Source organism: Micromonospora sp. IBHARD004, from assembly GCF_052814115.1.
Map to the genome: position 1 here is coordinate 4,064,043 of NZ_CP199934.1, position 25,105 is coordinate 4,089,147.

Annotated in this window: 25 protein-coding genes and 2 pseudogenes; 11 read left to right on the forward strand and 16 right to left on the reverse strand. The window is 71.3% G+C overall.

Features of this window, described 5'->3' with window-relative positions; translation table 11 throughout:
• The first annotated feature begins 189 nt into the window (after nucleotides 1-189).
• The 4 genes from ACTWO6_RS19785 to smpB are packed head-to-tail and all read left to right on the forward strand — an operon-like array spanning nucleotide 190 to nucleotide 2,875.
• Nucleotides 190-915, forward strand: coding sequence for a FadR/GntR family transcriptional regulator (locus ACTWO6_RS19785; protein ID WP_446215319.1), 726 nt, complete (start codon nucleotides 190-192; stop codon nucleotides 913-915).
• Nucleotides 912-1,739, forward strand: a complete 828-nt coding sequence (locus tag ACTWO6_RS19790; RefSeq protein ID WP_446215320.1) for a sterol desaturase family protein — start codon at nucleotides 912-914, stop codon at nucleotides 1,737-1,739. The genes ACTWO6_RS19785 and ACTWO6_RS19790 overlap by 4 nt, the downstream gene beginning before the upstream one ends.
• A complete protein-coding gene (locus ACTWO6_RS19795) occupies nucleotides 1,736-2,344 on the forward strand; it encodes a lysoplasmalogenase family protein (protein WP_446215321.1) in 609 nt (202 codons plus the stop codon). Before ACTWO6_RS19790 ends, ACTWO6_RS19795 begins: the two co-directional genes overlap by 4 nt.
• 39 nt (nucleotides 2,345-2,383) lie before the next feature.
• Nucleotides 2,384-2,875 (forward strand): SsrA-binding protein SmpB, encoded by a 492-nt coding sequence (gene smpB / locus ACTWO6_RS19800; RefSeq protein WP_446215322.1) that lies wholly within the window; start codon nucleotides 2,384-2,386, stop codon nucleotides 2,873-2,875.
• Nucleotides 2,876-3,068: 193 nt separating this feature from the next.
• Here smpB and ACTWO6_RS19805 read toward each other — a convergent pair whose 3' ends face one another.
• Genes ACTWO6_RS19805 through ACTWO6_RS19815 form a run of 3 tightly spaced genes read right to left on the reverse strand, consistent with a single transcriptional unit; the run spans nucleotide 3,069 to nucleotide 6,243 of the window.
• Complete coding sequence (locus tag ACTWO6_RS19805) at nucleotides 3,069-5,222, reverse strand: FtsX-like permease family protein (protein WP_446215323.1); 2,154 nt, start codon at nucleotides 5,220-5,222, stop codon at nucleotides 3,069-3,071.
• A complete protein-coding gene (locus ACTWO6_RS19810) occupies nucleotides 5,213-5,539 on the reverse strand; it encodes a hypothetical protein (RefSeq protein WP_446215324.1) in 327 nt (108 codons plus the stop codon). Before ACTWO6_RS19810 ends, ACTWO6_RS19805 begins: the two co-directional genes overlap by 10 nt.
• Nucleotides 5,536-6,243: an ABC transporter ATP-binding protein gene (locus ACTWO6_RS19815; protein WP_446215325.1), complete on the reverse strand. Its 708-nt coding sequence runs from the start codon at nucleotides 6,241-6,243 to the stop codon at nucleotides 5,536-5,538. Before ACTWO6_RS19815 ends, ACTWO6_RS19810 begins: the two co-directional genes overlap by 4 nt.
• A gap of 241 nt (nucleotides 6,244-6,484) precedes the next feature.
• On the opposite strand from ACTWO6_RS19815, the gene ACTWO6_RS19820 reads away from it, so the two are divergent.
• A complete protein-coding gene (locus ACTWO6_RS19820) occupies nucleotides 6,485-6,940 on the forward strand; it encodes a helix-turn-helix domain-containing protein (RefSeq protein ID WP_446215326.1) in 456 nt (151 codons plus the stop codon).
• Nucleotides 6,941-7,172: 232 nt separating this feature from the next.
• On the opposite strand, the gene ACTWO6_RS19825 is transcribed toward ACTWO6_RS19820, so the two are convergent.
• Nucleotides 7,173-7,976, reverse strand: a complete 804-nt coding sequence (locus ACTWO6_RS19825; RefSeq protein WP_446215327.1) for a DUF1062 domain-containing protein — start codon at nucleotides 7,974-7,976, stop codon at nucleotides 7,173-7,175.
• Nucleotides 7,977-8,193: 217 nt separating this feature from the next.
• Here ACTWO6_RS19825 and ACTWO6_RS19830 point away from each other — a divergent pair, with 217 nt between their 5' ends.
• Entirely contained in the window at nucleotides 8,194-8,970 is a 777-nt protein-coding gene (locus ACTWO6_RS19830; RefSeq protein WP_425752700.1) for a maleylpyruvate isomerase family mycothiol-dependent enzyme, read from the forward strand.
• A 69-nt stretch (nucleotides 8,971-9,039) separates the two neighbouring features.
• Here the strand turns inward: ACTWO6_RS19830 and ACTWO6_RS19835 are convergent, their stop codons facing one another.
• Entirely contained in the window at nucleotides 9,040-9,324 is a 285-nt protein-coding gene (locus ACTWO6_RS19835) for a hypothetical protein (RefSeq protein ID WP_319462039.1), read from the reverse strand.
• A gap of 10 nt (nucleotides 9,325-9,334) precedes the next feature.
• On the opposite strand from ACTWO6_RS19835, the gene ACTWO6_RS19840 reads away from it, so the two are divergent.
• Nucleotides 9,335-9,841: a hypothetical protein gene (locus tag ACTWO6_RS19840; RefSeq protein WP_446215328.1), complete on the forward strand. Its 507-nt coding sequence runs from the start codon at nucleotides 9,335-9,337 to the stop codon at nucleotides 9,839-9,841.
• Nucleotides 9,842-9,973: 132 nt separating this feature from the next.
• On the opposite strand, the gene ACTWO6_RS19845 is transcribed toward ACTWO6_RS19840, so the two are convergent.
• From ACTWO6_RS19845 to ACTWO6_RS19860, 4 genes and pseudogenes are all read right to left on the reverse strand, one after another.
• Nucleotides 9,974-10,525, reverse strand: a complete 552-nt coding sequence (locus tag ACTWO6_RS19845; protein WP_446215329.1) for an AAA family ATPase — start codon at nucleotides 10,523-10,525, stop codon at nucleotides 9,974-9,976.
• Nucleotides 10,526-10,595: 70 nt separating this feature from the next.
• Nucleotides 10,596-11,381 (reverse strand): maleylpyruvate isomerase N-terminal domain-containing protein, encoded by a 786-nt coding sequence (locus ACTWO6_RS19850; RefSeq protein ID WP_425752702.1) that lies wholly within the window; start codon nucleotides 11,379-11,381, stop codon nucleotides 10,596-10,598.
• Between the two features lie 126 nt (nucleotides 11,382-11,507).
• The gene (locus ACTWO6_RS19855) at nucleotides 11,508-11,705 is read right to left on the reverse strand and encodes a hypothetical protein (protein WP_425752703.1); all 198 of its coding nucleotides are present in this window, start codon (nucleotides 11,703-11,705) and stop codon (nucleotides 11,508-11,510) included.
• Between the two features lie 8 nt (nucleotides 11,706-11,713).
• Nucleotides 11,714-11,896 (reverse strand): annotated as a pseudogene (locus tag ACTWO6_RS19860) (ATP-binding protein); the annotation flags it as partial.
• Between the two features lie 46 nt (nucleotides 11,897-11,942).
• Here ACTWO6_RS19860 and ACTWO6_RS19865 point away from each other — a divergent pair.
• A pseudogene (locus ACTWO6_RS19865) lies at nucleotides 11,943-12,134 on the forward strand (hypothetical protein); the annotation flags it as partial.
• A gap of 519 nt (nucleotides 12,135-12,653) precedes the next feature.
• Nucleotides 12,654-13,271, forward strand: a complete 618-nt coding sequence (locus tag ACTWO6_RS19870; protein ID WP_446215330.1) for a dihydrofolate reductase family protein — start codon at nucleotides 12,654-12,656, stop codon at nucleotides 13,269-13,271.
• 136 nt (nucleotides 13,272-13,407) lie between these two features.
• On the opposite strand, the gene ACTWO6_RS19875 is transcribed toward ACTWO6_RS19870, so the two are convergent.
• Nucleotides 13,408-15,057 carry a glycoside hydrolase family 10 protein gene (locus ACTWO6_RS19875; RefSeq protein ID WP_446215331.1) on the reverse strand — a complete coding sequence of 550 codons (1,650 nt, stop codon included), beginning with the start codon at nucleotides 15,055-15,057 and terminating at the stop codon, nucleotides 13,408-13,410.
• A 305-nt stretch (nucleotides 15,058-15,362) separates the two neighbouring features.
• On the opposite strand from ACTWO6_RS19875, the gene ACTWO6_RS19880 reads away from it, so the two are divergent.
• Nucleotides 15,363-16,589, forward strand: a complete 1,227-nt coding sequence (locus ACTWO6_RS19880) for a D-alanyl-D-alanine carboxypeptidase family protein (RefSeq protein ID WP_446215332.1) — start codon at nucleotides 15,363-15,365, stop codon at nucleotides 16,587-16,589.
• Nucleotides 16,590-16,600: 11 nt separating this feature from the next.
• Here the strand turns inward: ACTWO6_RS19880 and ACTWO6_RS19885 are convergent, their stop codons facing one another.
• Nucleotides 16,601-16,816 (reverse strand): hypothetical protein, encoded by a 216-nt coding sequence (locus ACTWO6_RS19885; protein ID WP_446215333.1) that lies wholly within the window; start codon nucleotides 16,814-16,816, stop codon nucleotides 16,601-16,603.
• 484 nt (nucleotides 16,817-17,300) lie between these two features.
• On the opposite strand from ACTWO6_RS19885, the gene ACTWO6_RS19890 reads away from it, so the two are divergent.
• A complete protein-coding gene (locus ACTWO6_RS19890) occupies nucleotides 17,301-19,154 on the forward strand; it encodes a GH39 family glycosyl hydrolase (RefSeq protein ID WP_446215334.1) in 1,854 nt (617 codons plus the stop codon).
• 96 nt (nucleotides 19,155-19,250) lie between these two features.
• On the opposite strand, the gene ACTWO6_RS19895 is transcribed toward ACTWO6_RS19890, so the two are convergent.
• From ACTWO6_RS19895 to ACTWO6_RS19915, 5 genes are read right to left on the reverse strand one after another with little or no spacing between them, the layout of a single operon-like run.
• Nucleotides 19,251-20,819 carry a glucoamylase family protein gene (locus tag ACTWO6_RS19895; protein ID WP_446215335.1) on the reverse strand — a complete coding sequence of 523 codons (1,569 nt, stop codon included), beginning with the start codon at nucleotides 20,817-20,819 and terminating at the stop codon, nucleotides 19,251-19,253.
• Nucleotides 20,820-20,869: 50 nt separating this feature from the next.
• Nucleotides 20,870-21,775, reverse strand: a complete 906-nt coding sequence (locus ACTWO6_RS19900; protein WP_446215336.1) for a carbohydrate ABC transporter permease — start codon at nucleotides 21,773-21,775, stop codon at nucleotides 20,870-20,872.
• Between the two features lie 4 nt (nucleotides 21,776-21,779).
• Entirely contained in the window at nucleotides 21,780-22,709 is a 930-nt protein-coding gene (locus ACTWO6_RS19905) for a carbohydrate ABC transporter permease (protein ID WP_446215337.1), read from the reverse strand.
• Nucleotide 22,710: 1 nt separating this feature from the next.
• A complete protein-coding gene (locus ACTWO6_RS19910; protein ID WP_446215338.1) occupies nucleotides 22,711-23,970 on the reverse strand; it encodes a sugar ABC transporter substrate-binding protein in 1,260 nt (419 codons plus the stop codon).
• A complete protein-coding gene (locus ACTWO6_RS19915; RefSeq protein ID WP_446215339.1) occupies nucleotides 23,970-24,968 on the reverse strand; it encodes a LacI family DNA-binding transcriptional regulator in 999 nt (332 codons plus the stop codon). The genes ACTWO6_RS19910 and ACTWO6_RS19915 overlap by 1 nt, the downstream gene beginning before the upstream one ends.
• Between the last annotated feature and the right edge of the window lie 137 nt (nucleotides 24,969-25,105).

Consider the following 25,105-nt stretch of genomic DNA (forward strand, 5'->3'; position numbering starts at 1 on the left):
GAGCAGCTGACGGGCCTCGGCCTGGAACTCCAACGTCTCGACCCGGTCACTCACACCGACTCCCTTCGCTCGTGGGGGCTTCCGGCGAAAGGATACGAGCCGTGCCGGCGGGGGCGGCGGAGGGTGGCGACCGGCGGATCTGGTCCAACCAGTTGACGGGTTGATGTGTCCCGGGCCACACTGCTGCCCATGGCCTTCGCCCCCGTCCCCCGCGCCTCCGTCTCCGACCACGTCTTCGGCCAGCTCCGCGACGCCATCGTCAGCGGTCGCTACCGGCCGGAGGAGACGCTGCCCGGCGAGCGGGAACTGGCCGCCGCGTTCGAGGTCAACCGGCACGCCGTCCGGGAGGCGCTGCGCCGGCTCCAACAGCTCGGGCTGGTCAGGGTCAGCCAGGGCGGCGCGACCCGGGTGCTGGACTGGCGGGTGCACGCCGGGCTCGACCTGGCGCTGTCGCTGACCCAGTCGGGCGACGTACTCCCGGTGGAGACGCTGGTCCGCGACATGCTGGAGATGCGGGCCTGCGTCGGGACCGACGCGGCCCGGCTCTGCGCCGAGCGCGGCGACCCGGCGGCCACGGCCGCGGTGGTCCGGGCCGTTGAGGAGTACGCGGCGCTCGCGCCCGACCTGCCGCGGATGGCCGAGGCGAACATCGCCATGTGGCGGCTGATCGTCAGCGGCTCCGGCAACACCGCCTACCTGCTGGCCTTCAACAGCCTGGTGGCCGGCACGCTCGCCGTGGGCGAGGTGCCGCCGGACGGCCGGGCCGCCGAACTGCTCGACGTCGCCGGCCACCGCCGGCTCGCCGCGGCCATCGCCGCCGGCCAGGGCGCGGCCGCCGCCGGGCACGCCCGGGCCCTGCTGACCGCCCCGGTCACCACCCCCGCCACCCCGTCCGGAAGGGAAGCCCGAGCATGATCCCAGCCGTGCTCTACGCCGTCCCGGCGTTCCTGCTGCTCATCATCGTCGAGGCCCTCTCCTACCGGTTCGCGCCCGACGACGACGAACGCGGCTACGAGCTGCGCGACACCACCACCAGCCTCTCCATGGGCCTGGGCAGCCAGGTGATCGGCTTCCCGTGGAAGCTGGCCACCGTCGGGCTCTACGCCGGGCTCTGGACGCTCGCCCCCGTCCATCTCTCCCCCGGCAACTGGTGGGCCTGGGTGCTGCTCTTCTTCGCGGACGACCTGGCCTACTACTGGTTCCACCGGCTGCACCACGAGGTGCGCCTGCTCTGGGCGAGCCACGTGGTGCACCACTCCAGCGTCTTCTTCAACCTCTCCACCGCGCTGCGGCAGAGCTGGACGCCGATGACCTCGCTGCCATTCTGGCTGCCCCTGGCCCTGCTCGGCATCCCGCCGTGGATGATCTTCCTCCAGCAGTCGATCAGCCTGCTCTACCAGTTCTTCCTGCACACCGAGCGGGTCAGCGTGCTGCCCCGGCCGATCGAGTGGGTCTTCAACACCCCGTCACACCACCGGGTCCACCACGGCGCCAACGCCGAGTACCTGGACCGCAACTACGGCGGCATCCTGATCGTCTGGGACCGGCTCTTCGGCAGCTTCGAGCCGGAGCGCGCCACCGTCCGGTACGGGCTCACCAAGAACATCACCACCAACAACCCGTTGCGGGTCGCCACCCACGAGTACGCCTCGATCTGGGCCGACGCCCGGCAGGCCACGTCCTGGCGGCACCGGCTCGGCTACGTGCTCGGCCGGCCCGGCTGGCAGCCAGCCCGGTGAGCCGGCGCTGGCTCCGGGCGTTCGGGGTCGTCGCCGCCGTCGAACTGGTCGGCGTCGCGTTCGACCTGACCGTGGTGCAGTGGCTGGCCAAGCCGCTGCTGGCGCCGCTCCTGCTGGGCTACCTGTACACCGCGCGGCGGCGGGTCGACCCGGTGGCGGTCGGGCTGGTCTTCGCCACCGCCGGGGACGTGGCGCTGCTGCTGCCGGGGCGGCCGGCGTTCCTGGTCGGGATGGGCTGCTTCCTGGTCACCCAGCTCGCCTTCCTGACCGCGTTCGTCCGGCACCGCCGGCCGCCGGTCCCGGCCGTGGTGGCGTACCTCGCGCTCTGGGCGGTGGCCAACGCGCTGCTGTGGGAGGGGCTGGGACCGTTGCGGCTGCCGGTGCTCGGCTACAGCCTGGCGCTGTCCCTGATGGCCGCCGCCGCTGCCGGGGTGTCCCGCCGGGCGGCGGTCGGCGGGGCGCTCTTCCTCGGCTCGGACCTGCTGATCGGCCTGGGCGCGGCCGGCGTCGCGCTGCCCGGCCAGGGGCTGCTGGTGATGGCGACCTACCTCGCGGCGCTGCTGCTCATCACCACCGCCTGGGTCGCGGCAGCGCAGGCCCCGTGACGGGTATCCTGCTCCGGGTCGACGAGTGCGGAGGTGGGCGTGTCCAGGGACACCGGGCGCAAGCTCGTCGCCTCCAACAAGAAGGCGCGGCACGACTACACCATCCTCAAGACCTACGAGGCGGGGATCGTGCTGGCCGGCACCGAGGTCAAGTCGCTGCGCGAGGGGCGGGTGTCGCTGGTCGACGCGTTCGCCCAGGAGCGCGACGGCGAGATCATGCTCTACGGCCTGCACATCGCCGAGTACGGCTTCGGCACCTGGACCAACCACCAGCCCCGGCGCACCCGCAAGCTGCTGCTGCACCGGGTGGAGATCGCCCGGATCCTGGAGAAGCTGCGCGAGGGCGGTGGCGGGCTGACCCTGGTGCCGCTGTCGATGTACTTCGCCAACGGCTGGGCCAAGGTCGAGCTGGGCCTGGCCCGCGGTAAGAAGTCGTACGACAAACGGCAGGCCCTCGCCGAGCGGGACGCCAACCGGGAGATCGCCCGGGAGCTGGGCCGACGACTCAAGGGCCGCAACGCCCGCCGCTGACCGCTCGTCGGCCGGCGGGGTGCCGGTGGTCGGGCCACCCTCCCCCAGGCCGGGGAACGGGACTTCCGGCCCTGACCCGCGGATCACACCCGAAATACCCTCTTGGGTATAGCTGTGCTCGCGGGTGCGACCGTGCGCTGCACCACGCCCAGTCCCGCCCCCCGCACCGCCCGCCACCGGCCGGGCAGGCGATCTAGTCCAGGCTCCGCCGGGCGAAGGACCGAGGCTGACGGCCGGCGAGCAGCCAACCGCCAATCGTGGCGAGCAACGGCAGCCCGACGGTCGTCGCAGCCAGGTGGGCGACGGGCACGGTGCGGAGCGCGTCGAGGTGACGGTGCAGGACGCTGACCAGCGCCAGGTAGGCGCCGACCACACCCAGGAACGCGCCGAGCAGGGCGAGCGCACCTGCCGTGGTGGCGGTCAGCGTGCGGCGCACCCGCCTCGGCGCGCCCGTCGCGGTCAGCGTGCGGATGTCGCCAACGGCCTCAGCCCGGATGAGCCCGACGGTCATGGCCAGCACAGCGAGGGCCAGCAACGCGCCGGCCACCGTCGCCCCCGTCCGGAGGTTGCCCAGCGACGCCTGCTCCCGACGCGACTCGATGGTCAGGCCGGCGCCGGCCGCCATTTCCTGGACCGTCGCGAGCTCCTGCTCGGTGAGCGTGTGGTCGGCCTCCATGAACCAGCCGACCCGCGCCGGCTGCCAGCCGTGGCGGCTCAGCGCCCCGGCGGTGATCAGCGAGTGGGGCAGCGAAGAGTAGCCGAGGTCCGGCAGCGGCTGGGTGGTGGGCCGGACGCCGCGGGCGGGAATGTTCACCAGCTCCAGCGGGCCGCTGCGAACGGTCTGCACGTCGGTGTCGGCGCCGATCACGGAGCCGTCCACATTGTAGAGTCCCAGCAGTCCGGGGCTGACCACATAGAGCGGGTGGGATGTCGTCGACCGGCCGGCGACGGCGGGGACGCCGATCTCGACGGCCGGATGGCCGGTCGGTCCGCCCTCCCGGCCCGGATCGGCGTACGCGGTGACCACCGCCATGTCCAGCGGGATCGCGGTGGACGCCCCGAGGGCCGCCCCGATCGCGTCGGTAGCTGCCTGTGCCGTGGCGAGCTGCGCCGGGGTGCGTTCCGGGATCACCGGTTCCGGTCGACCGATCCGGATCAGGAGCTGACCGCCGGTGAGGTTGCCGAGGCCGGCCGCCTTCCGGGCGCTGTACTCGGCGGCGGCCGAGCCGACGATGATCGCCGCCGAGATCCCCAGCGCGAGGCTGATCGCGGCGAGCGCCGCACCGGCGCGGGCCCGGTAGCGGGCCAGGTCGCCCAGGGCCAACCGGACGGCCACCGGCATGCCGCCACGGGCCGCCGCCAGCGCCCGGATGCCGAGCGGGCCGACGAGGAGGACGCCGAGCGCCGTGCAGACGGTGCCGACGGCGATGAGCACGGGGCGGTCGCCGCCGGAGGTGACCAGAGCGGTGAGGCCGGTGGCGAGCAGCGCGGCGGCGGCCACGGCCGACTGGCGGGCCGGCCTGGGCGCCGGCGGCCGCGCCGACAGCGCGCTCATGATCGGGGTACGCGCGATGGTGCGTGCCGGCCACCACGCGGCGGCGGTGGCGGCCGCCACGGCCAGCAGCATGCCGGCGCCGACTGTCGCCCAGGGCAGGTCGAGCCGGTCGATGCGGTGCCCGGCGGAGGTCTCCACCGCGCTGGCGGCCGCCAACCAGGCGGCGATGCCCACCGCCGTGCCGCAGACCGCGGCGACCGTCCCGACGGCCGCACCGTGCGCCAGCATCACCAACCGCAGGTGCCGGCGGGTGGCACCCATCGCGGCGAGCATGCCGAGCTGGCGCATCCGGCGGTGTGCCACCACGACGAAGCCGGCGGCGGCGACCAGCGAGACCAGCAGCAGACCGACCGTGACCAGCGCCAGCGCCGCCAGGGTGGTCGCCGTACGGGTCGAGGCCGGCCGGGACTGGCGTACCAGCGGACCGTCCACCGAGTCCCGGAAGGCCTCCAGCGTGGCCTGGTCGCCGGCGACGAGGACGGTCACCGACTGCGGCGGGTCGGCGGGTGCGACGGCGGTCAGGACGAACTCGTCGTGCAGGTTCGCCGAGTTCTCCACCAGGCCGACGACGAGGCGGTCACGGTCGTCCACCCGTACCCGGGTACCGATTCCGGCCCGCAGCACGCGGGCTGTCTCGTCGGTCACCGCCATCTCGTCGGCGGTCAGCGGGTACCGCCCGTGACGCAGCGCGAGCATCGGTGCGCCGTAGGGGCCAGCGGGATCCTGGGCCCGGATGTCGACCGGGTCGAACCGGCCGGGGACCTGGACGGAGCGGTGTCCGATCACGTCCACCGTGCCGAACCAGGCCCGCGCGGCGGCGATCCGGGCGTCGAGGCGCCCGGGTCGTCGCCGGGCAGGCGGATCAGCTGGTCGGCCCGGCCGAAGGTGGCGTCGCTGGAAGCCGGCAGGTTCCAGGTCGCCGAGACGCCGAAGGTGGCGGCGGCCACCGCGACGGTGAGCAGGCCGATGACCAGCAGCTGCTGACGCAGCTCGCGGCGCAACAGCCGGACGGCCCAGCGGACCACGGCGCGCCGGGCCGGCAGGCCGCCGCCGGCGGGCCGCGCGGCCGGCGGGTGGGGCGCAGCGGTCGGCAGCGGGCTCGACGTCACGCCGCACCGTCCGGCGTGAGCAGGGTGTCCGGACCGGTCGTCGGCGCGGTCTCGTCGACGACGCGCCCGTCGCGGATGAAGACCACCCGGTCGGCCCAGGATGCCAGTTGGGCGTCGTGGGTGACGATCACTCCGGCGATCCCACCCCGACAGGCCGTTCGCAGCAGGCGCATCACCGCTTCGCCGTTGGCCGCGTCGAGGGCACCGGTCGGCTCGTCGGCGAGCAGCAGCCGCCGGTCACCGACCACGGCACGGGCGATCGCGACCCGCTGACGCTCCCCACCGGAGAGGTCGTCGGGATAGTGGTCGGCCCGATCGCCCAGTCCCAGCTCGTCGAGCGCGCGCAGAGCGGTCACCCGGGCCGCCCGCGCCGCCACTCCGTCGAGCTCCAACGGCAGGGCGACGTTCTCCACGGCGGAGAGACCGGCCAGCAGGTTGAGGTCCTGGAAGACGAAGCCGATCGATCGGCGGCGCAGACGGGCCCTGGCGTCGCTGGAGAGCGTCGACAGCCGCGCACCGCAGACCACCACCTCGCCCCCGCTGGGCTCCTCCAGGCTGCCTGCGACGGTCAGCAGGGTGCTCTTGCCGGAGCCGCTCGGACCCATGACGGCCACCAGCTCACCGGCGTCGACACCGAGGTCGACCGGGTGCAGTGCGTGCACGGCGGTGGGCCCCGAGCCGTACACCTTGGACACCTGGGTCATGCGGAGCACTTCGCTCATCGCCGAGCCCCCGTCGGGCGGCCCGGGGCACGGCGGTCGGCCGCGTCGGGCGGTCGGGCGGCGCTGCCGGACGGCGGGGGCGGCGCGGGCCGGCGACGCAGCCGGCTGTCGGCCGCGTCCAGCCAGCGTACGACCGCCTCCAGCCGGAACAGCTCGGCGTCGACGACCAGGCCGTGACTCCACCGTCTACGTCTTCAATGGCGGCGTGGAAAAGGTTCAGCTCATGGCGGCTGCGGCCGCCGAGGACGTACTGGACCCGGAAACCGCCCGCCAGCAGTTGAGCGAGGTGCTCACCGCGGCTCGCGTCACCGCCGGTAAGCCGAAGCTGGCCAAGCTGGCGCGCGACGTCGGCTACTCCGAGTCGATGCTTTCTCGGGTGCTCAACGGCCACCTGGCGCCCAGTCGTGAGCTGCTCGATCGGCTCGCCGAGCACATGGACGTGGACACTCGTACCTTTACGTCCGTCTGGGTGCCGTTGTGGGAGGCCGCCAGCCGCAAGACCGAGCAGAAGTCCGACAACACCGGCCCGCAGGCCGGCCCGCCCGGCGCCCCGAACGGCTTCGAGTGCCCGGCGTGCGGCTCCTGGGTGACCAACCCGAAGCGTCACATCGAGTGGCACATGGCGCCCGACACAGGTTGGCAGCGCGGCTCGGTCACGCCGCTGCGTCCGGTGCAATAGCCGGTCGGAACAGCCGCCGCATGGCTGCCGGCCCCCGCTGGTGGAGGGGGCCGGCAGCCGCTGGTCGCCATGGCCTTTGCCGTGGGCCTGCGTGTGATTGCTTGCGTGCTCGACCTGGTCGCCGAGCAGGACCCCGGTGGAGGGCTGGACAGAACGTCAGTGGAGTTGCCACCGAACGTCAGTGACGCGGTACGGGGAGAGCCTCGATCATGGGCATTGATCAGGTGGCACCTCATGCCCGCTCGGGTGACAGCGGTGGGGCGGTGACGACAAGGAAGGTGAAGTCCTCGCGGGCCTTGGCGTCGATGGGCAGGGGCAGGCGGATGCGCCCGGAGTCGACCATGCCTCGCACGGCGGGACGGCTCAGGCCGAACCCGGCGGTGAGCAGCTTCTCGACCCGGACGGGTGCCGGGAGCTCGAACCTGATGATGACCTCGAGCGGCGCGGCATCCTCGCGCTGGAGGTCGTAGAACGGTATGTCGGTGTCCAACTGCCAGGTGCCGGTCCAGTCGAGCTGGTAGGCGGCCTTGTGGGCGAGCGTCGCGTCCATGGTCAGCTGTCGCACCATGGCCGGATCGTTGTTCTCGAACCTCAGTAGCCGCTCGTGGTCCAGCGCCCGCACGTTGACGCGCTCGTGGACGGGGATCTTCGACGTGCGGCCGCACAGGTCGCAGCAGATCAGCAGCCACACGTCGAGCAGCTTGTGGTTCGCGTTGACCCGGATCTTCCCGGTGGGACGGTGACGGGTGGACCTGCACGACACGCAGGCTTTGACGATGGTCGGCAGTCCGAGCTCGCTGACCACCCACAGCGCTTTGCGGTCGATGCCGGGTCCGCGACCGTCGGCCGGCACGCGGACATGGCGGGCACTATTCATGGCTTCGGCGATTCCAAGGTCGAGGCAGGAGGCGCCCGGCAGCGCGATGGCGCGCCGGTGGGTGCCTCCCGGATCCAGTGGCGGGCAGCCGGCGTCTCGGCGCGGAGCACGCCGGCTGGCGCGACGTCGCAGATCACGTCGCGTGAAGGAAGCCCGCACCGGTCACCCGGTGCGGGCTTCGAGTGGCACGGCGGACCGAGACGGGGAGGTGACTCGAACCCGCCTTCATCGCGCACGTGCGCCACTGGTCACTGATCCATGGGCGTCAGCATGGTCAACCCGCGGGCCGCCGGGCAACGGATTTTCCGCGTGGCCCCGCCGCCGGGGGTGGGGAAACCCGCTGTCGGTTGTCGGAGCGGGGTGGTACAAAGCCGCGGTGGAAAAGACTCTGGAGTTCGCTGACCTGTTGCGGCTGATGGACGAACGATCGACCGCTTTCCGGGCGGCAGTCGCCGCGGCACCCAGCCTCGACGTGCGGGTGCCGACCTGCCCCGAGTGGACGTTGTTCGACCTGGTGCAGCACCTGGGCGAGGGGCGCCGCAAGTGGGCCGCCATCGTGGCCGCGGGGCCCGCCGACGCTCCTCCGGCGATGTCCGCCCCGGTGGCGCCCCGGGAGCGCGAGGCCCTGCTGGCCTGGTTCGCCGCGTCGACGGGGGAGCTGCTGGACGCGCTGCGGGAGGCCGGCCCGGATCGTGGTTGCTGGACGTGGTGGGGTCCGTCGCAGTCGCCGCAGACGACTGGTGCCGTCGCCCGGCACCAGCTCCAGCAGGTCGCCGTGCACACCTACGACGCCCAGGTCGCCGTGGGCGCCCCGCAGCCGCTGCCGGACGAGGTCGCCCTCGACGGTGTCGACGAGTTCCTGACCACCTGCGTCGCGACGACGGCCGCGTGGCCGCACAAGCCCGCGGTCATCGACTACCACGCCACCGAGGGCCGTTCCTGGCGGCTCTGGTTCTCCGCCGACGGCGCCCGGACCGCCCGCCTCCCCACGCCGGTCGCCGGCGAGGGCCCGGAGGCGGCCTATGTCTCCGCCCGGGGCACGGCCAATGAGCTGGTCATGTTCTGCTACGGCCGCATTCCGATGGACTCGCTGCGGCTCGACGGCGACCGGCGCGTCCTCGACCAGCTGATCGCCTGGGAGCCGGAGGAATAGGACGCGACGACGGACCCACCGCCCTGCGCCGACCTCGGCCTCAGCGCACGGCGGTGGGTCCGCGGCCCGTCACTCGTAGCGGTATTTCAGCGAGTCCGCCTCCACCTGTTCGATGTCGGCGATCGTCAGCGCCGGCATCCGCAGCTGGGCCAGCGTCACCTCGGCCGAGGTCGGCTGGGCGTCCGCCGGCAGCCACTGCTCCGGCTTCCAGGCCCCGCCGCGCAGCAGCGCCTTGGGGCAGTGCGGGTAGACCTCCTCGATGCCCAGCACCAGCGCACTGGCCGGTGGCTTGCCCACGGCGGTCAGCTGCGACAGCAGCTCGGGGCGAGTGGAGACGCAGGCCCGGCCGTTCACCCTGAGTGTCGTGGTGCGCCCCGGGATGGACCTGGTCGACCAAGACGGCGCGACCCGGGTTGCCGTCACCGGCGTCGAGGGTGAGGAAGACCCAGCCAGCGATTACTGGCAGGCCTACACCGCCCAGCACACCCCGGAGCAGGCCCGGGAACTGGCCACCAAGCTGCGGACCTTCGCCGCAGGCGCCCGGGAGGCCGCCCGTGGGGCGCTGTACCTCGGTGACGGCGACGACGCCAGCTACCTGGACTGGTCGGTGCGAACCTCCGACGGCGGCCGGAACCTGGAGATCGGTGACGGCGCCGACGCGGTGAACTTCGACCTCAACCCCAACCAGATGCGGGAGCTGCACGACGCGCTCTCCGCCACCATCACCGCCGACGACTTCACGGAGGCGCCCAACGCCTACTGGCCCGGCGAGAACGACCACCGCTACATCGACTGGTCGGACTACGAGTACGAGCGCGGCTTCAGCCTGGAAGCCGGCGACGGCTGTGGCACCGTGACCATCACCCTCTGATTCTGACGGCTTGCGGTGGCCCCGCTCGGACGGTCTGTGGTGGCCCCATCGTGGTGGAGGCGTGCGATGGTGTGACGGCCCGATTTGGCCCCACCCCGGCCTGCTGCAGGAACTCAGATCAGTGACTGTGCGTTAGGTTTGTAGGCGCTCGACTTCAGGCCGAAGCTGCCACCCGACCTGTTCGATGACTTCGCGAGCTGCCTCCGCAACAGACCTTGCGTGGGTCGACACTTGAAAGTCTCGGATCCTCGCAAGATCGCTGCGCTGCTGGTAGAGATCGACGAAGTTGCGCAGCCGGCTGCGCCAGTACTCGTTCGGTTCCCGTGCAGCGACCCGTTCCTTCAAGACCGTCTCAGGGGCGGTCAGCTCGCAGACGACGAACCGTGAGCCCGGCACGGCAGCGCGAAGATGCACCCGTTCGTCCTCGTCCGCGATAACACTGGGAATGACGAGCCGCAAACCCGCAATAGTCGCGTAATTGGGCCAGATAGCCCTGAGATTGTTGAGCGCGAAAGACCGCTCGGGGTGCGGGTAGACCATGGTGAGGTCATCGAGGTCGATCACCGCGTTCGCCAAACCGGACTCACGCAGCAGGTCCGCTATGGCACCCGACAGGGTGGACTTTCCCGAGCCCGGCGATCCGTGCAGGACGAGCACATCAACGTTGTTCACGAGCGTAGCCACCCGAGCCGGATACCTGCGACTTCGCTGCGGCCTCGGCCTCCGGGTGCACGAGATCGCATGTCGTCGGTTGTCACACGGACGGGTCCCAGGCTACGAGCTGATCGAAGATACGACGGTCGCCTTCGAACTTCAGCGAATCCAGCGGTATGCGGCCGTAGAAGAACAGGACCAGGTCACTGGCCGCGCCCTGGGCGGAGGCGTCGGCCGTGTCGGGGTCCTCGCCGGCAGCGGGCGTGAGGTGGGCGACCTGTGCGCCGTCGTGGGAAAGCCGAAGGCGCCAGGAGTGGCCCTCGGTGGCGTGGTAATCGACGATGGCGGGTTCGTGTGGCCAGGCGACCGTCGTCGCGCAGAGGGTGAACTGGCAGTCGTCGAAGCCGTCGAGGGCGACCTCGTCCGGTAGGGGCTGCGGGGCACCCACGGTGAGCTGGGCGTCGTAGGTGTGCACCGCGATCTCGGGGACCTGTCGCCGCGCCCAGGCACCAGAGGTTTGCGGTGACGGCGAGTCATCCCACCACGTCCAACAACCGCGGTCCGGGCCGGCCTCACGCAGCGCGCTCGTCAGTTGCTCGACGGACTCGGTCCACCAGGCCAGGAGAGCCTCGCGTTCCCGAGGCGCACCCATGCCGTCCTCCCAAGCCGACTTCTCCGGGGGCGCGTCTGCGGGCCCTGCGGCGATGATGGCGGCTGATTTGCGGCGGCCCATCCCCACGTGTTGCACGAGATCGAACAGCGTCCGCTCGGGATGGGTCGGCACCTGCGCGTCGAGGCTGGGTGCCGCGGCGACCGCAGCGCGGAAGGCGGCCGACCGTTCGTTGATCAGCCGCAGATGATCAGGGAACGTGAGAATTTTGTGCACCCCGGCTTTCTATCACTGTGCTCCGACGACCGGGCAGCGATTTTCGCAGCCGACGCGGCGGCCGCCCCAGCACTGATACGTGCCCTTGGATGACGCGCGGGCGCCCCTTCCTCAGATCGGCGATCCTCAGAAGGCAACAGCACCGCTCACGCTGGGGTGCGCGGGTGGCGGATTCTCTGTTGCGGGTGTCCATTCGTCGATGTCGTCGGGCCAGGGTGCGGGGCGGCCGGTGTCGTCCCAGAAACCGGTCTCGGCGCCGGTGGCGAGCAGGGCGGCGTTGAGCGCGGCCCGTTCGGCAGGTGTGGGGATGGTCGGGTCGCTCATGGCGTGGGTCAGTCCGCGGCCATGGCCAGGTTCTTCTGGTGAGCGTGGGCGAGGCGGTAGGAGTCAGTGCCGGTCTCGATGATGTTGCCGCCGAAGGTGAGCCGGTCGACGATCGCCGCGCAGAGGCGAGGGTCGGTGAAGGTTTTCGTCCAGCCGGAGAACGACTCGTTGGACGCGATCGCCACCGAGTTGGTCGCCGCGCACACCGCCGATGTGCCGTACGCCGAATCCGGGCGGGTGCCGCCCCACGACCCGACGATCACAGCGGGACGGTTCCTCGCCCGGCTGGCCGGGGGCCGGTTCCCGGCCGTCGAGGTCGCCCGCCCACTGGCCGATGGCGACGTCCTGGCCGTCGGCGGTGGCCTGCGGGTGCTGCACACCCCAGGGCACTCCCCGGGGCACGTGTCGCTACTGCACGAACCGACCCGGGTGCTGGTCACCGGCGATGCGCTCTTCAACGTGGCCGGGGTCCGCTGGCCGGTGAGGTCCTTCTGCACGGATTTCCGGATGACCAGCGCACGGCTCATGTACTGGGCGAAGTGGACTACGACGTGGCCGCCTTCACCCACGGCCCCGAAATCACGAACCGCGCCCGCGAGCAAGTCCGGACCTTCCTCTCCCGTCTGCGCTGACCCGCACCCCACACCTCCGCGCCCGGGGCGTCGCGGCCGCGGTCGAAGCTCGGCGGCCAACCGGCGACAAGCTGCGCCGCTCGGCCGGGCAGTCGTACCGGTCGTCGAAGCAACCGCCAGCTGTCCGGCCGGCTGCTTGAGTTGCGGCCGGAGCACCCTCATCTTCGAGGCCGGCGTTCTCAAACGGGCGGCGCGCACCGGGGAGGCGTCCTTTAGGCTTGGCCGCAGCCGATCCAGATGCGACCGATGAGTTGATCGGGCCTGCGTCGACTTGGTGGATGACGGAAACGTTCAGCGACTGAGTTGGAGAAGCATCATGAGGAAGATCACCGCGGGACTGTTCATCGCCCTCGACGGCGTCGTCGAGGCGCCCGATCAGTGGCACTTCCCGTACTACAACGAGGAGATGGGCGCTGCCGTGGACGCCACCCTCGGCAGGGCCGACACGATGCTGTTCGGTCGCAGGACCTACGACAGCTTCGCCGGGGCGTGGCCCGAGCGGGAAGCGGCCGGCGGGGAGGACGCCCCCTTCGCCAAGAAGCTCGGCGACGCCCGCAAGATCGTGGTGTCGAACCGGCAGCTCGAGTTCGCCTGGCGAAACTCCGAACAGCTGCGGGGCGACCTCATCGAGGCTGTCACCGCGTTGAAGAACGAACCCGCTGACGGCACCATCGGCATGAGCGGCTCGGTCTCCGTCGTTCGGCAGCTGCTGGCCGCGGGGCTGCTGGACGAGCTGCACCTGCTGGTGCATCCGATCGCCGTCCGTAAGGGCATGCGGCTGTTCGACGAGGGCGAGCCCCCGATCCCGCTCACCCTGATCTCGTCGCAGACCTTCAAGACCGGGGTGCTGAACCTCGTCTACTCCCCCGCCGAGTCGGTCGGCAACGCCAGCTATGAGGACGCCAAGGTCCACCTTCCCCAGCACGAACAGTAGAACCCGGGCCCCGGGCCTCCTGCACGAAGGTGGGTCGCCTCCCCCGTGCGCCGCCGGCTCGGGTGCCGCCACACCGAGCTCCACACTGCTGCGCCGTCAGGTCCGGGGCGTGGACACGCCAAAGTGGAAGGGTCACTCACTGCGCGGCGACGGACATCGGCGCGCTGAGCCGGCCCTCGTTCCCGCTGCGATCCAGTCCGGACACGCAGTAGGAGAGCGGGCGGCCGGCCGGGGCGGTGGGGTCGACCCAACCGGTACCCCGGGTGGTGCCGACGAGCCGGGCCGCGTCGCCGTCCACGCGGTAGACGGCGAAGCTCGCGGCGCCTTCCCCGCGCCAGGTCAGCACCACCCCGCCGGCGTCCGCACGCCGCGCGCCGGTGACCGCGGGTGCGGCCGGCGGCGCCGCCGGTAGCTGCGCCATCGTGGGCACCAGCGCCGGGCCGGCGTAGTGCGCCCCGCTGTACCGGCTGACTGCCCCGAGCTTGTCGGCGCGCACCTGCCTGGCGCTGAAGTGCACGCTTCCGCTCACCCCGTGCTGCCGGTTGACGGCGAGCTGGCGGTCCAGCTCGGCCGGATCGCGCCAGGCACCGCGCTCGCCCACCCGGTAGTCGGCCTGGCCGATGTAGAGCTGCACCCGGGTGCCCCGCACCGTAGCCACCCACCACGGCAGCAGCTTGGCGTAGTCGGCCTTGCCGAACCCGATGTGCCAGTAGAGCTGCGGCACGACGTAGTCCAGCCACTGCTCCCGTACCCAGAGTCGGGTGTCGGCGTAGATGTCGTCGTAGCTCTGCAGACCCGCGGTCGCTGAGCCGGCCGGGTCGGTGCGCTTGTTGCGCCAGATGCCGAACGGGCTGATGCCGAACTTCACCCACGGCTTGATCGCCTTGATCCGCTCGCTCATCTCGCGGACCAGCGTGTTCACGTTGTCCCGGCGCCAGGCGTGCTTGTCCGCGAACCCCCGGCCGTACCGGGCGAACGCCGCGCTGTCCGGGAAGTCCTGCCCGGCCTCCGGGTACGGGTAGAAGAAGTCGTCGAAGTGCACCCCGTCGACGTCGTACCGCTGGACCGCCTCCAGCATCGAGTCCTCGACGAACGTGCGCGCCTCGGGGACGCCCGGGTTGAAGTAGAGGCGGCTGCCGGGCCGGTCGGCGCTCGGATAGGTCACCACCCAGTCGCGGTGCCGCCGCAGCGGGTGTGTCGGCGCGAGCTGGTCCAGCCTGGGGCCGGGCCCGCCCACCGTGGCCGGCTGGCCGCCGCGGTACGGGTTGAACCAGGCGTGGAACTCCAGATTGCGGGCGTGCGCCTCGGCGACCATGAACTCCATCGGGTCCCAGCCCGGTTCGCGGCCGTCGCGTCGCCCGGTCAGCCACTCCGACCACGGCGCGTACCTGGACGGCCAGAGCGCGTCCCCGCTCGGCCGCACGTGCACGAAGACCGCGTTGTGGTTGCGCCGCACCGCCAGGTCCAGCCAGCCCCGGAACTCCGCCCGCACCGTCTCGGCCGGCAGCCCGCGCCGACTCGGCCAGTCGATGTTGTTCACCGTCGTGATCCACATGCCGCGCAGCTCGCGGGGCGCCCGGGCCGGCAGGCCGGCGCAGATGGGGGTGCCGCCCGCCCCGTCGAAGGCGGCCGCGTGGCCCGGCTCCGGTGCACCGCCGTCGCCAACAATCCGATCTCGCTGCGACCAGGCGCCGACCGCGACCGCCACGGCGAGCGCGGCGACCACCGCGACGAGCGCCTGGGTACGGCGGTGGACGGGGGAAGCGGGCGCAGCGGCGGCGGGCATCGCCCCAGTCTGCCCAATGCTGCCCTCCGGGTGAACCAGCTAGACCGTTACTTAACGGTCAGATAAGGCCTGCCGCTGACGCTGTGGTGGCGTCGGCCGCCCCGTTGACTCCCGTTACGTACCGTTTCGTACCGTTGCGTGCGGTTCAGGCAGTTCTGTGCAGCCCCCGTACGAGATGATGGGGGGAGCAGTTGGGTGTCGGCCAGCGAAGCCGGAGGGGTTGAAAGCCGGGTTTCCTCGCCGTCCTGCGGCGTGCTTTGCCAATCGGCCCGCATCAGCCTTGCTGACGATTACCGTACGTTAACGTGACCATCTTTCGGGTTACCGCCGTCGCTCTCAGCGCCATCCTGGTTCCGCCCGCTGTCGCGGTCGCGCCACCAACGCGGGCCGCAGCCGCGCCGCACGTGCCATGCCCGGCCGTGAAGCCGCCGGTGCCCCCGCCCGCCGCACCGTCTGCGCCACCGGTTGACCCCGCCGAGGGGGCAGTCGGGGGGCAGGCGCTGGCGACGGCAGGATTGGCCATTCCTGCGGCTGCGCCGATGGCACCGGCAGTGACCGCCACCTCCTGGCTCGTGGCGGACCTCAACAGCGGTGAGGTTCTCGGCGGGTGCGGCCCCCACGAGCACCGAACGCCAGCCAGTGTGCAGAAGTTGCTGCTGGCGGCGACCCTGATGCCCCGCCTCGATCCGGCCCAGGTCGTCGAGGTGACCAGGGCGGATCTGCACGACCTCGATCCGGCCAGTTCGCTGATGGGGGTGGCCGAGGGTGGCCGGTACTCGATCGAGAGCCTGTGGCTGGGGCTCCTCCTCAGATCGGGGAACGACGCGGCGAACGTGCTGGCTCGCGTCGGCGGTGGCAACGCCGGTAGGCAGGGCGGAGTGCAGGCGATGAACGACGAAGCGCGCCGGCTGCGCGCGAACCAGACGCACGCGGCAACCCCCTCGGGCCTGGACGGCCCCGGTCAATACACCAGCGCATACGACCTCGCGCTGATCGCGCGGGCCACCTTCGCCCGGGAAGACTTTCGGCGTTACATCGCGACCAGGGTGGCGCAGATACCGGCACGGCCGGGAACGCCGGGGTTCGAGATCACCCACGACAACACGCTGCTGGGCATATACCCCGGAACGCTCGGTGGGAAGACGGGCTTCACCGACCTGGCTCGGCAGACGTACGTCGGCGTGGCCGAACGCAACGGCCGACGGCTCGCGGTGACCCTGCTCGGCGCGGAGACCGCGCCGCTGGGGAGTTTCGGAGAGGCGGCAGCGCTGCTCAACTGGGGCTTCGCTCTTCCTCCCGACGCGTCCGTCGGCCGCCTGGTCACACCCGAAGAAAAGAAGGACGACCGTCCCGTGGTCCCGGTCAAGGGCGAGCGCCAGGGTCGGGCGGAGGAATCGTCATCGTTCCCGTTGCCCACCGGGCTCGGCCTGGGCGCTGCCGTCGTACTGGCCGTTCTGATCCTGGCGGCGCCGTGGCGGCGCAGGGGTGCGCGGCTGAGGGGAAGTGCGACGGACCGCGAACGGGAGGAGTAGGCGCATGGCTGTCAGTCGTAGTAGAAGTCCGCGGCCTCCCCGGCCCGCGCCGGTGCCTTGATCTTCAGCGGCTTCCCGTGACCGCTCATCGTGGTGGTCATCGTCAGCTTCGGGCCCGTACCGGGGGTGATCTCCACCCTGATCGAGATGACCCAGCCCTGGTCGTCGGTCGTGATCGAGAACGGCGACAGGGGCATGCCGAGCGAGACGACGCTCGGCGCGCCCACGGGGAGGAACGACTTGACGTCAGGTACTTCCCGCCGGTGACCGCGATCGTCGCCTGGAAACGGCGCGCCTGCGGGTCGAAGGCGCCGCTGCCCTTGACGTTCTGCCCCTCGGGCAGGTTGCCGCGCACCGCATACCGGTGGGCGACGCCCTGCGACCGCTGCAACGCCTCGACCAACTCGGCACGAGCCGTGTCGAGCGTCGGAGACGGCGCGGCGGCGCGCGCCCGGACCGTCGGCCTGGCCTGGGTGGGCTCCGCCGACTCGGTGCACCCGCCCGCGAGGAGCATTCGCCGGGCCCGGCGGCGTACCCGTCGGTCTGCCCATCCTGGACGGTGGCAGACAGGCGTACCGGCTGCCGAGCGGTTGTCTCCGGCGCGCGGCCGTGATCGGCCCGAGGACATCGACTACCAGCACCGCTCGAAGTCGGCGCGGTAACCGGTTACAGTGCTCGGACCGGACCAACCGTGAGGCCTGGAGGTGCCCGGTGACGAACGTCAACGACCAGCAGCCGTCCGGCGCTCGATCCGATTGGGAGGCCCGGATCGCCCGGCGCAGCGACGACAGCGGCGTACGACCAGCATCGGAGCTGCCGCCGCCGGCCGGGCTGACCGCCCGCGACGGCGTCGGCCACGTCCGCGTCTCCTGGCAGCCGGTGGACGGCGCCGTGGGCTACCTGGTGCACCGTGCCCCATCGGGCGACGGGACACCCGACGGCGGGTTCACCCCGGTCGACCACCTCGGTGGCGACGTCCTCGCCATGCCCGACACCTGGTACGTCGACACCACCGGCGAGCCTGGCCGGCGATACGCCTACGCGGTCGCCTCCGTGCCGGAGGTGACCCTCACCGGGCCGCTGAGCGAGCCGGTGCCGGCCACGGCGCAGCCGGCCGGCGACGACCCACCCACGGTGTCGCTGCGGCTGGACGCCGCGGCCGACGGGTCGGCCCTGCACCGGCCGTGGCGGCCGATGATCGGCAGTGAGCGGCTGTCCCAGCTACTGTGCCGGGACACCTCGGGCGGCCGGGAGATCGGCATCGAGCTGCTGGCCGCGCTGCGCCGGGTGCATGACGAGATCGGTGTCGACGCCGTTCGCGCGCACGCGATCCTGCACGACGACCTCGGTGTCTACCGCGAGGTGGACGGTCAGCCGGTGTACGACTTCAGCCGCGTCGACGAGGTCTACGACCTGCTCCTGTCCGTGGGGCTGCGACCGGTGGTCGAGATCGGATTCATGCCCGGTCAGCTGGCCAGCGACCCCGAGCGCACGGTGTTCGGCTACCGGGGTGTCATCTCCCCGCCCCGGGACTGGGACCGCTGGGCCGACCTGGTCCGCGCCCTGGTCGCCCACCTGCTCGACCGCTACGGCGAGCAGGTGCTCGGCTGGGACTTCGAGGTGTGGAACGAGGCGAACCTGGAGGTGTTCTGGTCGGGCACCCGGGAAGAATGGATGCGGCTGTACGACGTCACGGCCCGCGCCGTCAAGGACGTCGACCCGCGCATCCCGGTCGGCGGGCCGTCCTCGGCGGCGGCCGGCTGGGTGGACGCGCTGCTGGAACACACCGCCGCCTCCGGCGCTCCGGTGGACTTCGTCTCCACGCACACCTACGGCAGTCCCCCGCTGGACCTGCGGCCCACTCTGGCCCGGCTGGGCGTGCCGGACGCGCGGATCCTGTGGACCGAATGGGGGGTGACCCCCACCCACTTCCACCCGGTCAACGACGGCGCCTCCGCCGCGGCGTTCCTGCTCACCGGGATGCGGTCGGCGGCCGGTCGGGTCGACGCGCTGTCCTACTGGGTGGCCAGCGACCACTTCGAGGAACTCGGCCGGCCGCCCCGCCTGCTGCACGGCGGCTTCGGGCTGATCACCGTCGGGGGAATCGCCAAGCCGCGCTACCACGCGCTGTGGATGCTCGCCCAGCTCGGCGACACCGAACTGCCGGTCACCGCCGACGGGGACGGCGCGGCGGGCCTGGTGCAGACCTGGGCCAGCCGGCGCGACGACGGCGGCCTGGCGATCCTGGTGTGGAACAGCACCCTCGACCAGTCCAAGCGCGACGGCGACGCGTCGCTGGCCCGGCGGGTCCGGTTGACCGTCGACGGGGCCGCCGGCTGGCCGGCGACGGTCACCCGGCTCGACCGTGAGCACGGCGACGTCACCACCCTGGCGCAGCGGCTCGGGGTCGGCGACTGGCCCACCGACGAGCAGTGGGAGGCGCTGCGTGCCGTCGACACCCTGCCGGCGGAAAAGGTTCAGCCGGCCAGCGACGGCGGCGCCTGCGTGATCGACCTGGCGCTACCGCAACCCGGCGTGGTCCTGGTCGAGCTCCCCGGCGCCTGACCGGGAAAGCGCCACCCCTCGGGCCACGCCGCCGGGCCCACGTCGCCGTGAGCTGGAGCGCGGCCGGAGCCGGCGAGGCTCCGGCCGCGAACCCCGCTACTGCTCGGCTGGTACGGAGAACTCCTCGATCCGCATCACCGGGTGCAGGTACCGCTCGGCACCGCCGCGGGTGAACTCCTTCCGCAGGATGTCGCCGCCGTACAGGTTGCCGAGCGCGGCCATGATCATGCCCTGGTCGAGCGCCAGGTACCGCTTCGCCACCGTGCCGCTGCGTACGGCCACCGAGTCGTAGAAGCCGCCGGGCCCGTAGCTGTCGAACTGGTTGCGCAGCCGCGTCAGCTCGGCCTGCGCGTCGGCCGGCGCGTAGCGCATGGCGAGGAACACCGCGTGCGGGGTCACCACACCGTCGCCGTACGCGGCGGGCGGCGGCTGAGCGGGCCGCCCGGGACAGCCCGCGAAGCCGTAGTCGACGCTGGTGCGCTCTTCATCGCTCGCGTAGCCGTTGGTGTCGAGCCCCATGGCGTCCACTCCGTACTCGCGGTAGCCGCCCTGGGGATCCGAGGCCGGCGAGAAGCCCCAGTGGCCGTACCTCGCGTCGTTCATCCCGTGCTCGATCTGGCCGCGCACGTAGACCGGGTGGTTCCGGGCCCAGCTGTCCGGGCCCCACTGCTCCTCGGGCACGAACATGTCCGGCATGAGAGCCTCGAACATGTCACCGCCCCAGGTGGGCACGAACTGCAGGCCCCGGTAGCGGTAGGCGCCCTCGAAGACCGGCACGTCCAGGTACTCCCGCCACTCGCCGACCGGGCGCATCTCCTGCCAGGACCAGTCGCAGGTGTCGGGGAAGGTACGCCACGGTGCGAAGTAGTGCGCGGGCGGCACCTGGCCGAGCGCGATCGCCACGTAGCTGATCATCCGGGTCTCACTGTTGAACGCCCCGTAGGTGTGGCAGGTGTAGTAGACGTCCGGACCGCGGTGCTCGTAGTTGCCCTTGGTCGAACAGCCGGGGGGCGGTTCGACCCAGAAGCCGCCGCGCATCAGCCCGACCGGCACGTCCGGCCCGCGCGCCTGCGAGTCGTAGTAGAAGCCGAAGTCCATGGCGTCGAGCAGTGGGTCGGACTTGTGGCGCAGTTGCGGCACCCCGTTGTGCACGATCATCAGGGCGGCGGCGAGCCAGGCGTTGTCGACGCTGGACACGAAGGGATAGACGGTCGAGCCGTTCTCCGGCCAGGTCCGGAGCAGTTGCAGGGTGGCTGGGTCGTACCAGTTGTAGAACATGCCGGAGTCGGGGTGCCGCTCCAGCCTGGCGAGCGAGTCGAGGGCGCGCGAGATGCGCTGCACCTGCTCCTGCTCTCCGATGACGTGCAGCTTGCGGGCGGCGACCGCCGACCAGATGTACGCGCCGATGTTGGTGGGCGAGGTGTAACGGGCACGGCTTGCCGGCGCCAGGGTGCCACCGATGTTGTCGGCGGGCAGCCCGGTCTGCGGGTCGGTCATCGCGGCCATCGACCGCCACGTGTCGGTGAACCACGCGGTGACTGCGGACGGGCTGACGGCCGACGCCAGGGAGCCGGTCGGCGCCGCCGCGGCGGCGCTGGCCGCGCCGGACGCGGCGAGGGTGAGTGAGAGTGCCGCCGCCAGGGCGACACGGCAGGGACGGATCATTGGCTACCTCCGGAGGTGGATGTTCCGGGTCGTCACGCCACCGTCGGCGGCTATTTCAGGCCGGTGGTGGCGATGCCGCGGACGAAGTGCCGCTGCAGCAGGAGGAAGATGATCAGCACGGGCAGCACCACCACCACGGAACCGGCGAGCAGCAGCCCGAACTTGGTCTGGTTCTGGCCCACGCTGAACAGGGCGAGGGCGACCGGAAGGGTGTACTTGTCCTCGGTCGTAGCCACCACGAGGGGCCACAGGAAGCTGTTCCAGAAGGTGAGGAAGCTGAGGATGCCCAGTGCGGCGAGCGCCGGGCGGCACAGCGGCAGGACGACGCGGAGGAAGATACGGAACTCGCCGGCGCCGTCCACCCTTGCGGACTCGATCAGCTCGTCCGGGATGGACAGCATGAACTGGCGCATGAGAAACGCACCCAGCGCCCAGGCCAGGAAGGGCAGCACCAGGCCGGCGTAGGTGTTGGTCAGGCCCATGTTGGCGACCAGCACGAACAACGGGACGAAGGTCACCATGCCGGGGACCATCACCGACCCCAGGACCAGACCGAACAGCGCGCGGCGGCCCGGAAAGCGCAGCTTGGCCAGGGCATAGCCGACCGCCGAGCAGAACATCAGATTGCCGAGGGTGATCAGGCCGGCGACGATCGCCGAGTTCAGGAAGTACGTCGGGAAGTTCAGCCTGGCGAACAGGTCACGGAAGTTGCCGAGCGTCGGGTCGTGCGGCCACCAGGTCGGTGGGACGAGCCGGATCTCGCTCTCCGGCTTCAACGACGACAGCAGCATCCAGACGAACGGGCCGACCATGGCGAGGAGCCCGATCACCAGCAGAACGTGCAGGACGATGGTGGCGGCCCGGTCCCGAGGGCGCCGCGTCGTACGCCGTCCGGCTGCCTCAGGGGCCTCGGGCGAACGTTCCCGCCGGCCGGTTGCGGTCACCGGTGTCGACATCGGATCACCTACCCTCTTCGGAGCGCAGCAGCCGGAACCACAGGATCGACATCAGCACGATCACCAGAAACAGGACGTAGCTCATCGCCGCGGCGTAGCCGTAGTTGCCGAAGCCGAACTGGTTGTAGATGTGGAACGAGACCGACAACGTCGAGTTGAGCGGGCCGCCCTGGGTCATCACCAGCGGCTCCTCGAAGAACTGCAGGTAGCCGATGGTGGCGATGACCCCGACGAAGAGCAGGGTCGGGCGCAGCGCGGGCAGCGTCACGTACCGCAGCTGTTGCCAGGTGGTCGCCCCGTCGATGCGCGCGGCCTCGTACAGCTCCTGCGGGATGGCCTGCAGACCGGCAAGGAAGATCACCATTTGGTAGCCGAGGTTGCGCCAGGCAGCCATCACGATCAGCGACGGCAGGGCGAACCGCGTGTCGAAGAGCCAGTTCGGCCCGTCCACTCCGACCAGTCCCAGCAGGCTGTTGAGCAGACCCGAGTCCGGTTGGAGCAGGAAGCGCCAGACCACGGAGATCGCCACGATGCTGGTCACGACGGGCAGGTAGTAGCCGACCCGGAACAGGGACCGGAACCGGGTCAGGCCCGAATTCAGCCCGAGCGCCGCCGCCAGTCCGGCCACCATCGTCAGCGGCACGCCGGCGAACACGAAGATGGCGGTGTTCACCGCGGCCTTGACGAACAGCTCGTCATGCAGCAGCCGGCTGTAGTTGTGCATCCCGACGACGTTGACGCCGAGCGGGTTGCGCAGGTCGGCGCTGCGGATGTCGGTGAAGCTCATCAGCAGCGAGGCGAGCACGGGCCCGGCCATGAAGACCACGAACAGCGCGGTGAAGGGAAGGGCGAAGCCCCAGCCGACGGCGGCCCGACGGAGGCGCAGGCCACTGCGCCCCCGTCGGTTGGACGCGTCGGACGCGACCGCGGTCATGTCAGGTCCCGGTGCCGATCGAGGTGGCCTGCTGCTGCATCGCCTTGGCGGCGTCCTCCGCCTTCTGTCCCGTCTTGCACATCTTCTCGACCTCGCCGTCGATCGCTGCGGCCACCTGCTCCCAGGTGGCGATGGTGGGCGGCGACTTGGCGTCCTCGAGTTGCTTGCCAAACGCCGACAGCTGGGGGTCGCCGCTCAGTGCCGGGTCGTCCCAGCCCTTCTTGACCGCGGGCAGGTCGTTGACCGTCTTGTACCACTTGGCCTGCACCTCGGGGCGGGAGAGGTAGGAGACGAACTTCCAGGCGCCGTCGCGGTTCTTCGCGTCCTTGAACACCGCCAGGTCTCCACCGCCGACGAACGACGTGCCCGACTGCTTGGTGGGCATCGGCCACAGGTCGTACTTGCCGGCGCCGCCCTGGTCCTTCAGCACGCTGATGTGCCAGGGACCGGAGACGAACGCCCCGATCTGGCCCTTGACGAACGCCGGCTCAAGGGCGCCCTGCGGCAGGTCCTTGGGTGCGAGTCCCTCGTCGAAGAAGGACTTGTAGAAGGCGAGGGCCTCGACCGCCTCCGGGCTGTCGAGGGTGAACTTCCCGTCCTTGGCCACGTCGCCGCCGTTCTGCCAGACGAACGGCATGACGGTCTGCCAGGAGCCGGTCTGGCCGGGCTGGAGGTTGACGCCCCACTTGGCGCCGCCCTTGTCCTTGAGCGCCTTGATCGCTGACTTGAACTCGTCCCAGCCCTTCGGTGGGGTGGTGACCCCGGCCTTGGTGGCGACCGCCTTGTTCACATAGAGCAGCCGCGTCTCCACGTACCACGGCACTCCGTAGGAGGTGCCGTCCACGACCGTGGTGTTCCACGCGCCCTCGTAGAAGTCGTCCTTCTTGATCAGATCGGACGGGGTCACGTCGAGCCCGCCGGTCTTGGCGAACTCGCCCATCCACGTGGTGCCGATGAGGCTGACGTCGGGCGTCTGCTTACCGGCGATGGCGGTGGCGAGCTTGTCGTGTGCCCCGTCCCAGGGGACGGCGGTCACCGTGACCTTCGCGTCCGGATTCTCCTTCATGAAGTCATCGGCGATCACCGAGAGCTTCTCGCCCTCGGTGCCCATCGCCCAGACCGTGATGTCGCCCTTCGCCTTGCCCTCGCCGACGGGCTTGGCGGCCCCCTGGTTGCCTCCGCCGCTGTCGCGGCCGCAGCCGCTCAGCGCGAGTACCGCCGCGAGGGCCACGGCGACGCCTCTACGGGTCCCTGTTCTCATCACGGAACCTCCATTTCGTTCGGATGTTGTCCGCAGCTCGTGCGGATGACGAGCTGTGTTCGCAGCACCTCTCGCCGCACCGGGAGACGACTGCTCGCCACCCGGTCCTGCAGCCACCGGGCCGCCGTCGCGCCCAACTCGCGCATCGGCTGGCGCACCGTGGTGAGCCCCGCGTACCGGGCGGCCATCACGTCGTCCCAGCCGACGATCGCGACGTCGTCGGGGACGGACAGGCCCAGCTGCTTCGCCGCCGCCAGCGCCCCCAACGCGACCTCGTCGTTCGCGCAGACCAACGCCTGGGGACGGGGCGATCCCGCGAGCGCTCGCCGCGCCGCTTCCTGCCCCGCCGGTACGTCGAAGGCGCAGCGCAGCGGCGCACGCGGAGGCCGAACTCCGCGGTCGACGAGCGCCGCACGAAAGGCGCCGTAGCGGGCGGTCACGTCGGACGACTCGTCGGGGTCGCCCAGGTAGGCGAACCGCCGGTGGCCGTGCGCGAGCAGATGGGCGACCAGCTCGCGTGCGCTGGCGTCGCTGTCCGTCGTGACGGTGTCCAGCTCGCCGACCGGGGGCCGGGCCAGCAGGACGGTGGGCATGCCGGTCGCGGCGACCTGGGCGACCACGCCGTCGGACACGGTCCGGCCCATGATCGCCATGCCGTCGACGCGACGGGCCAGGTCGAGCACCTTTCGGCCCGGATCCGTCCGCCCGTGCGTGGCCAGGATCAGGACGCTGCTGCCGAGTTCCGCGGCGACTTCCTCGTACCCGAGGATCACCTCGGCGTAGTACGGACCGGACAGGTCCGGAAAGACGATGCCGTTGGCCGCGTGCCGGCCCTCGGCCAGCGACTGCCCCAGGCGACTGGGTCGGAACTGCAGCTCCTCCACCGCCTCGAGGACCCGCCGACGGGTCTCCCGGGCCACCTCGCCGCTGCTCCGCAGGGCTCGGGACACCGTGGCGATCGAGACGCCCACCCGCTGGGCGACCTCGTAGATCGTCACCTGCCGTCGATCCTGCGGGTTCACCATGGCCCCCAAAGCGGGATGAAATGCGGTTACACCTACCGAAAGCGCTTACAGTGGATCGACCGATGCGGCTCAACTGTCGAACAGGTATGTCGCCGGGGCGGACGAACCGG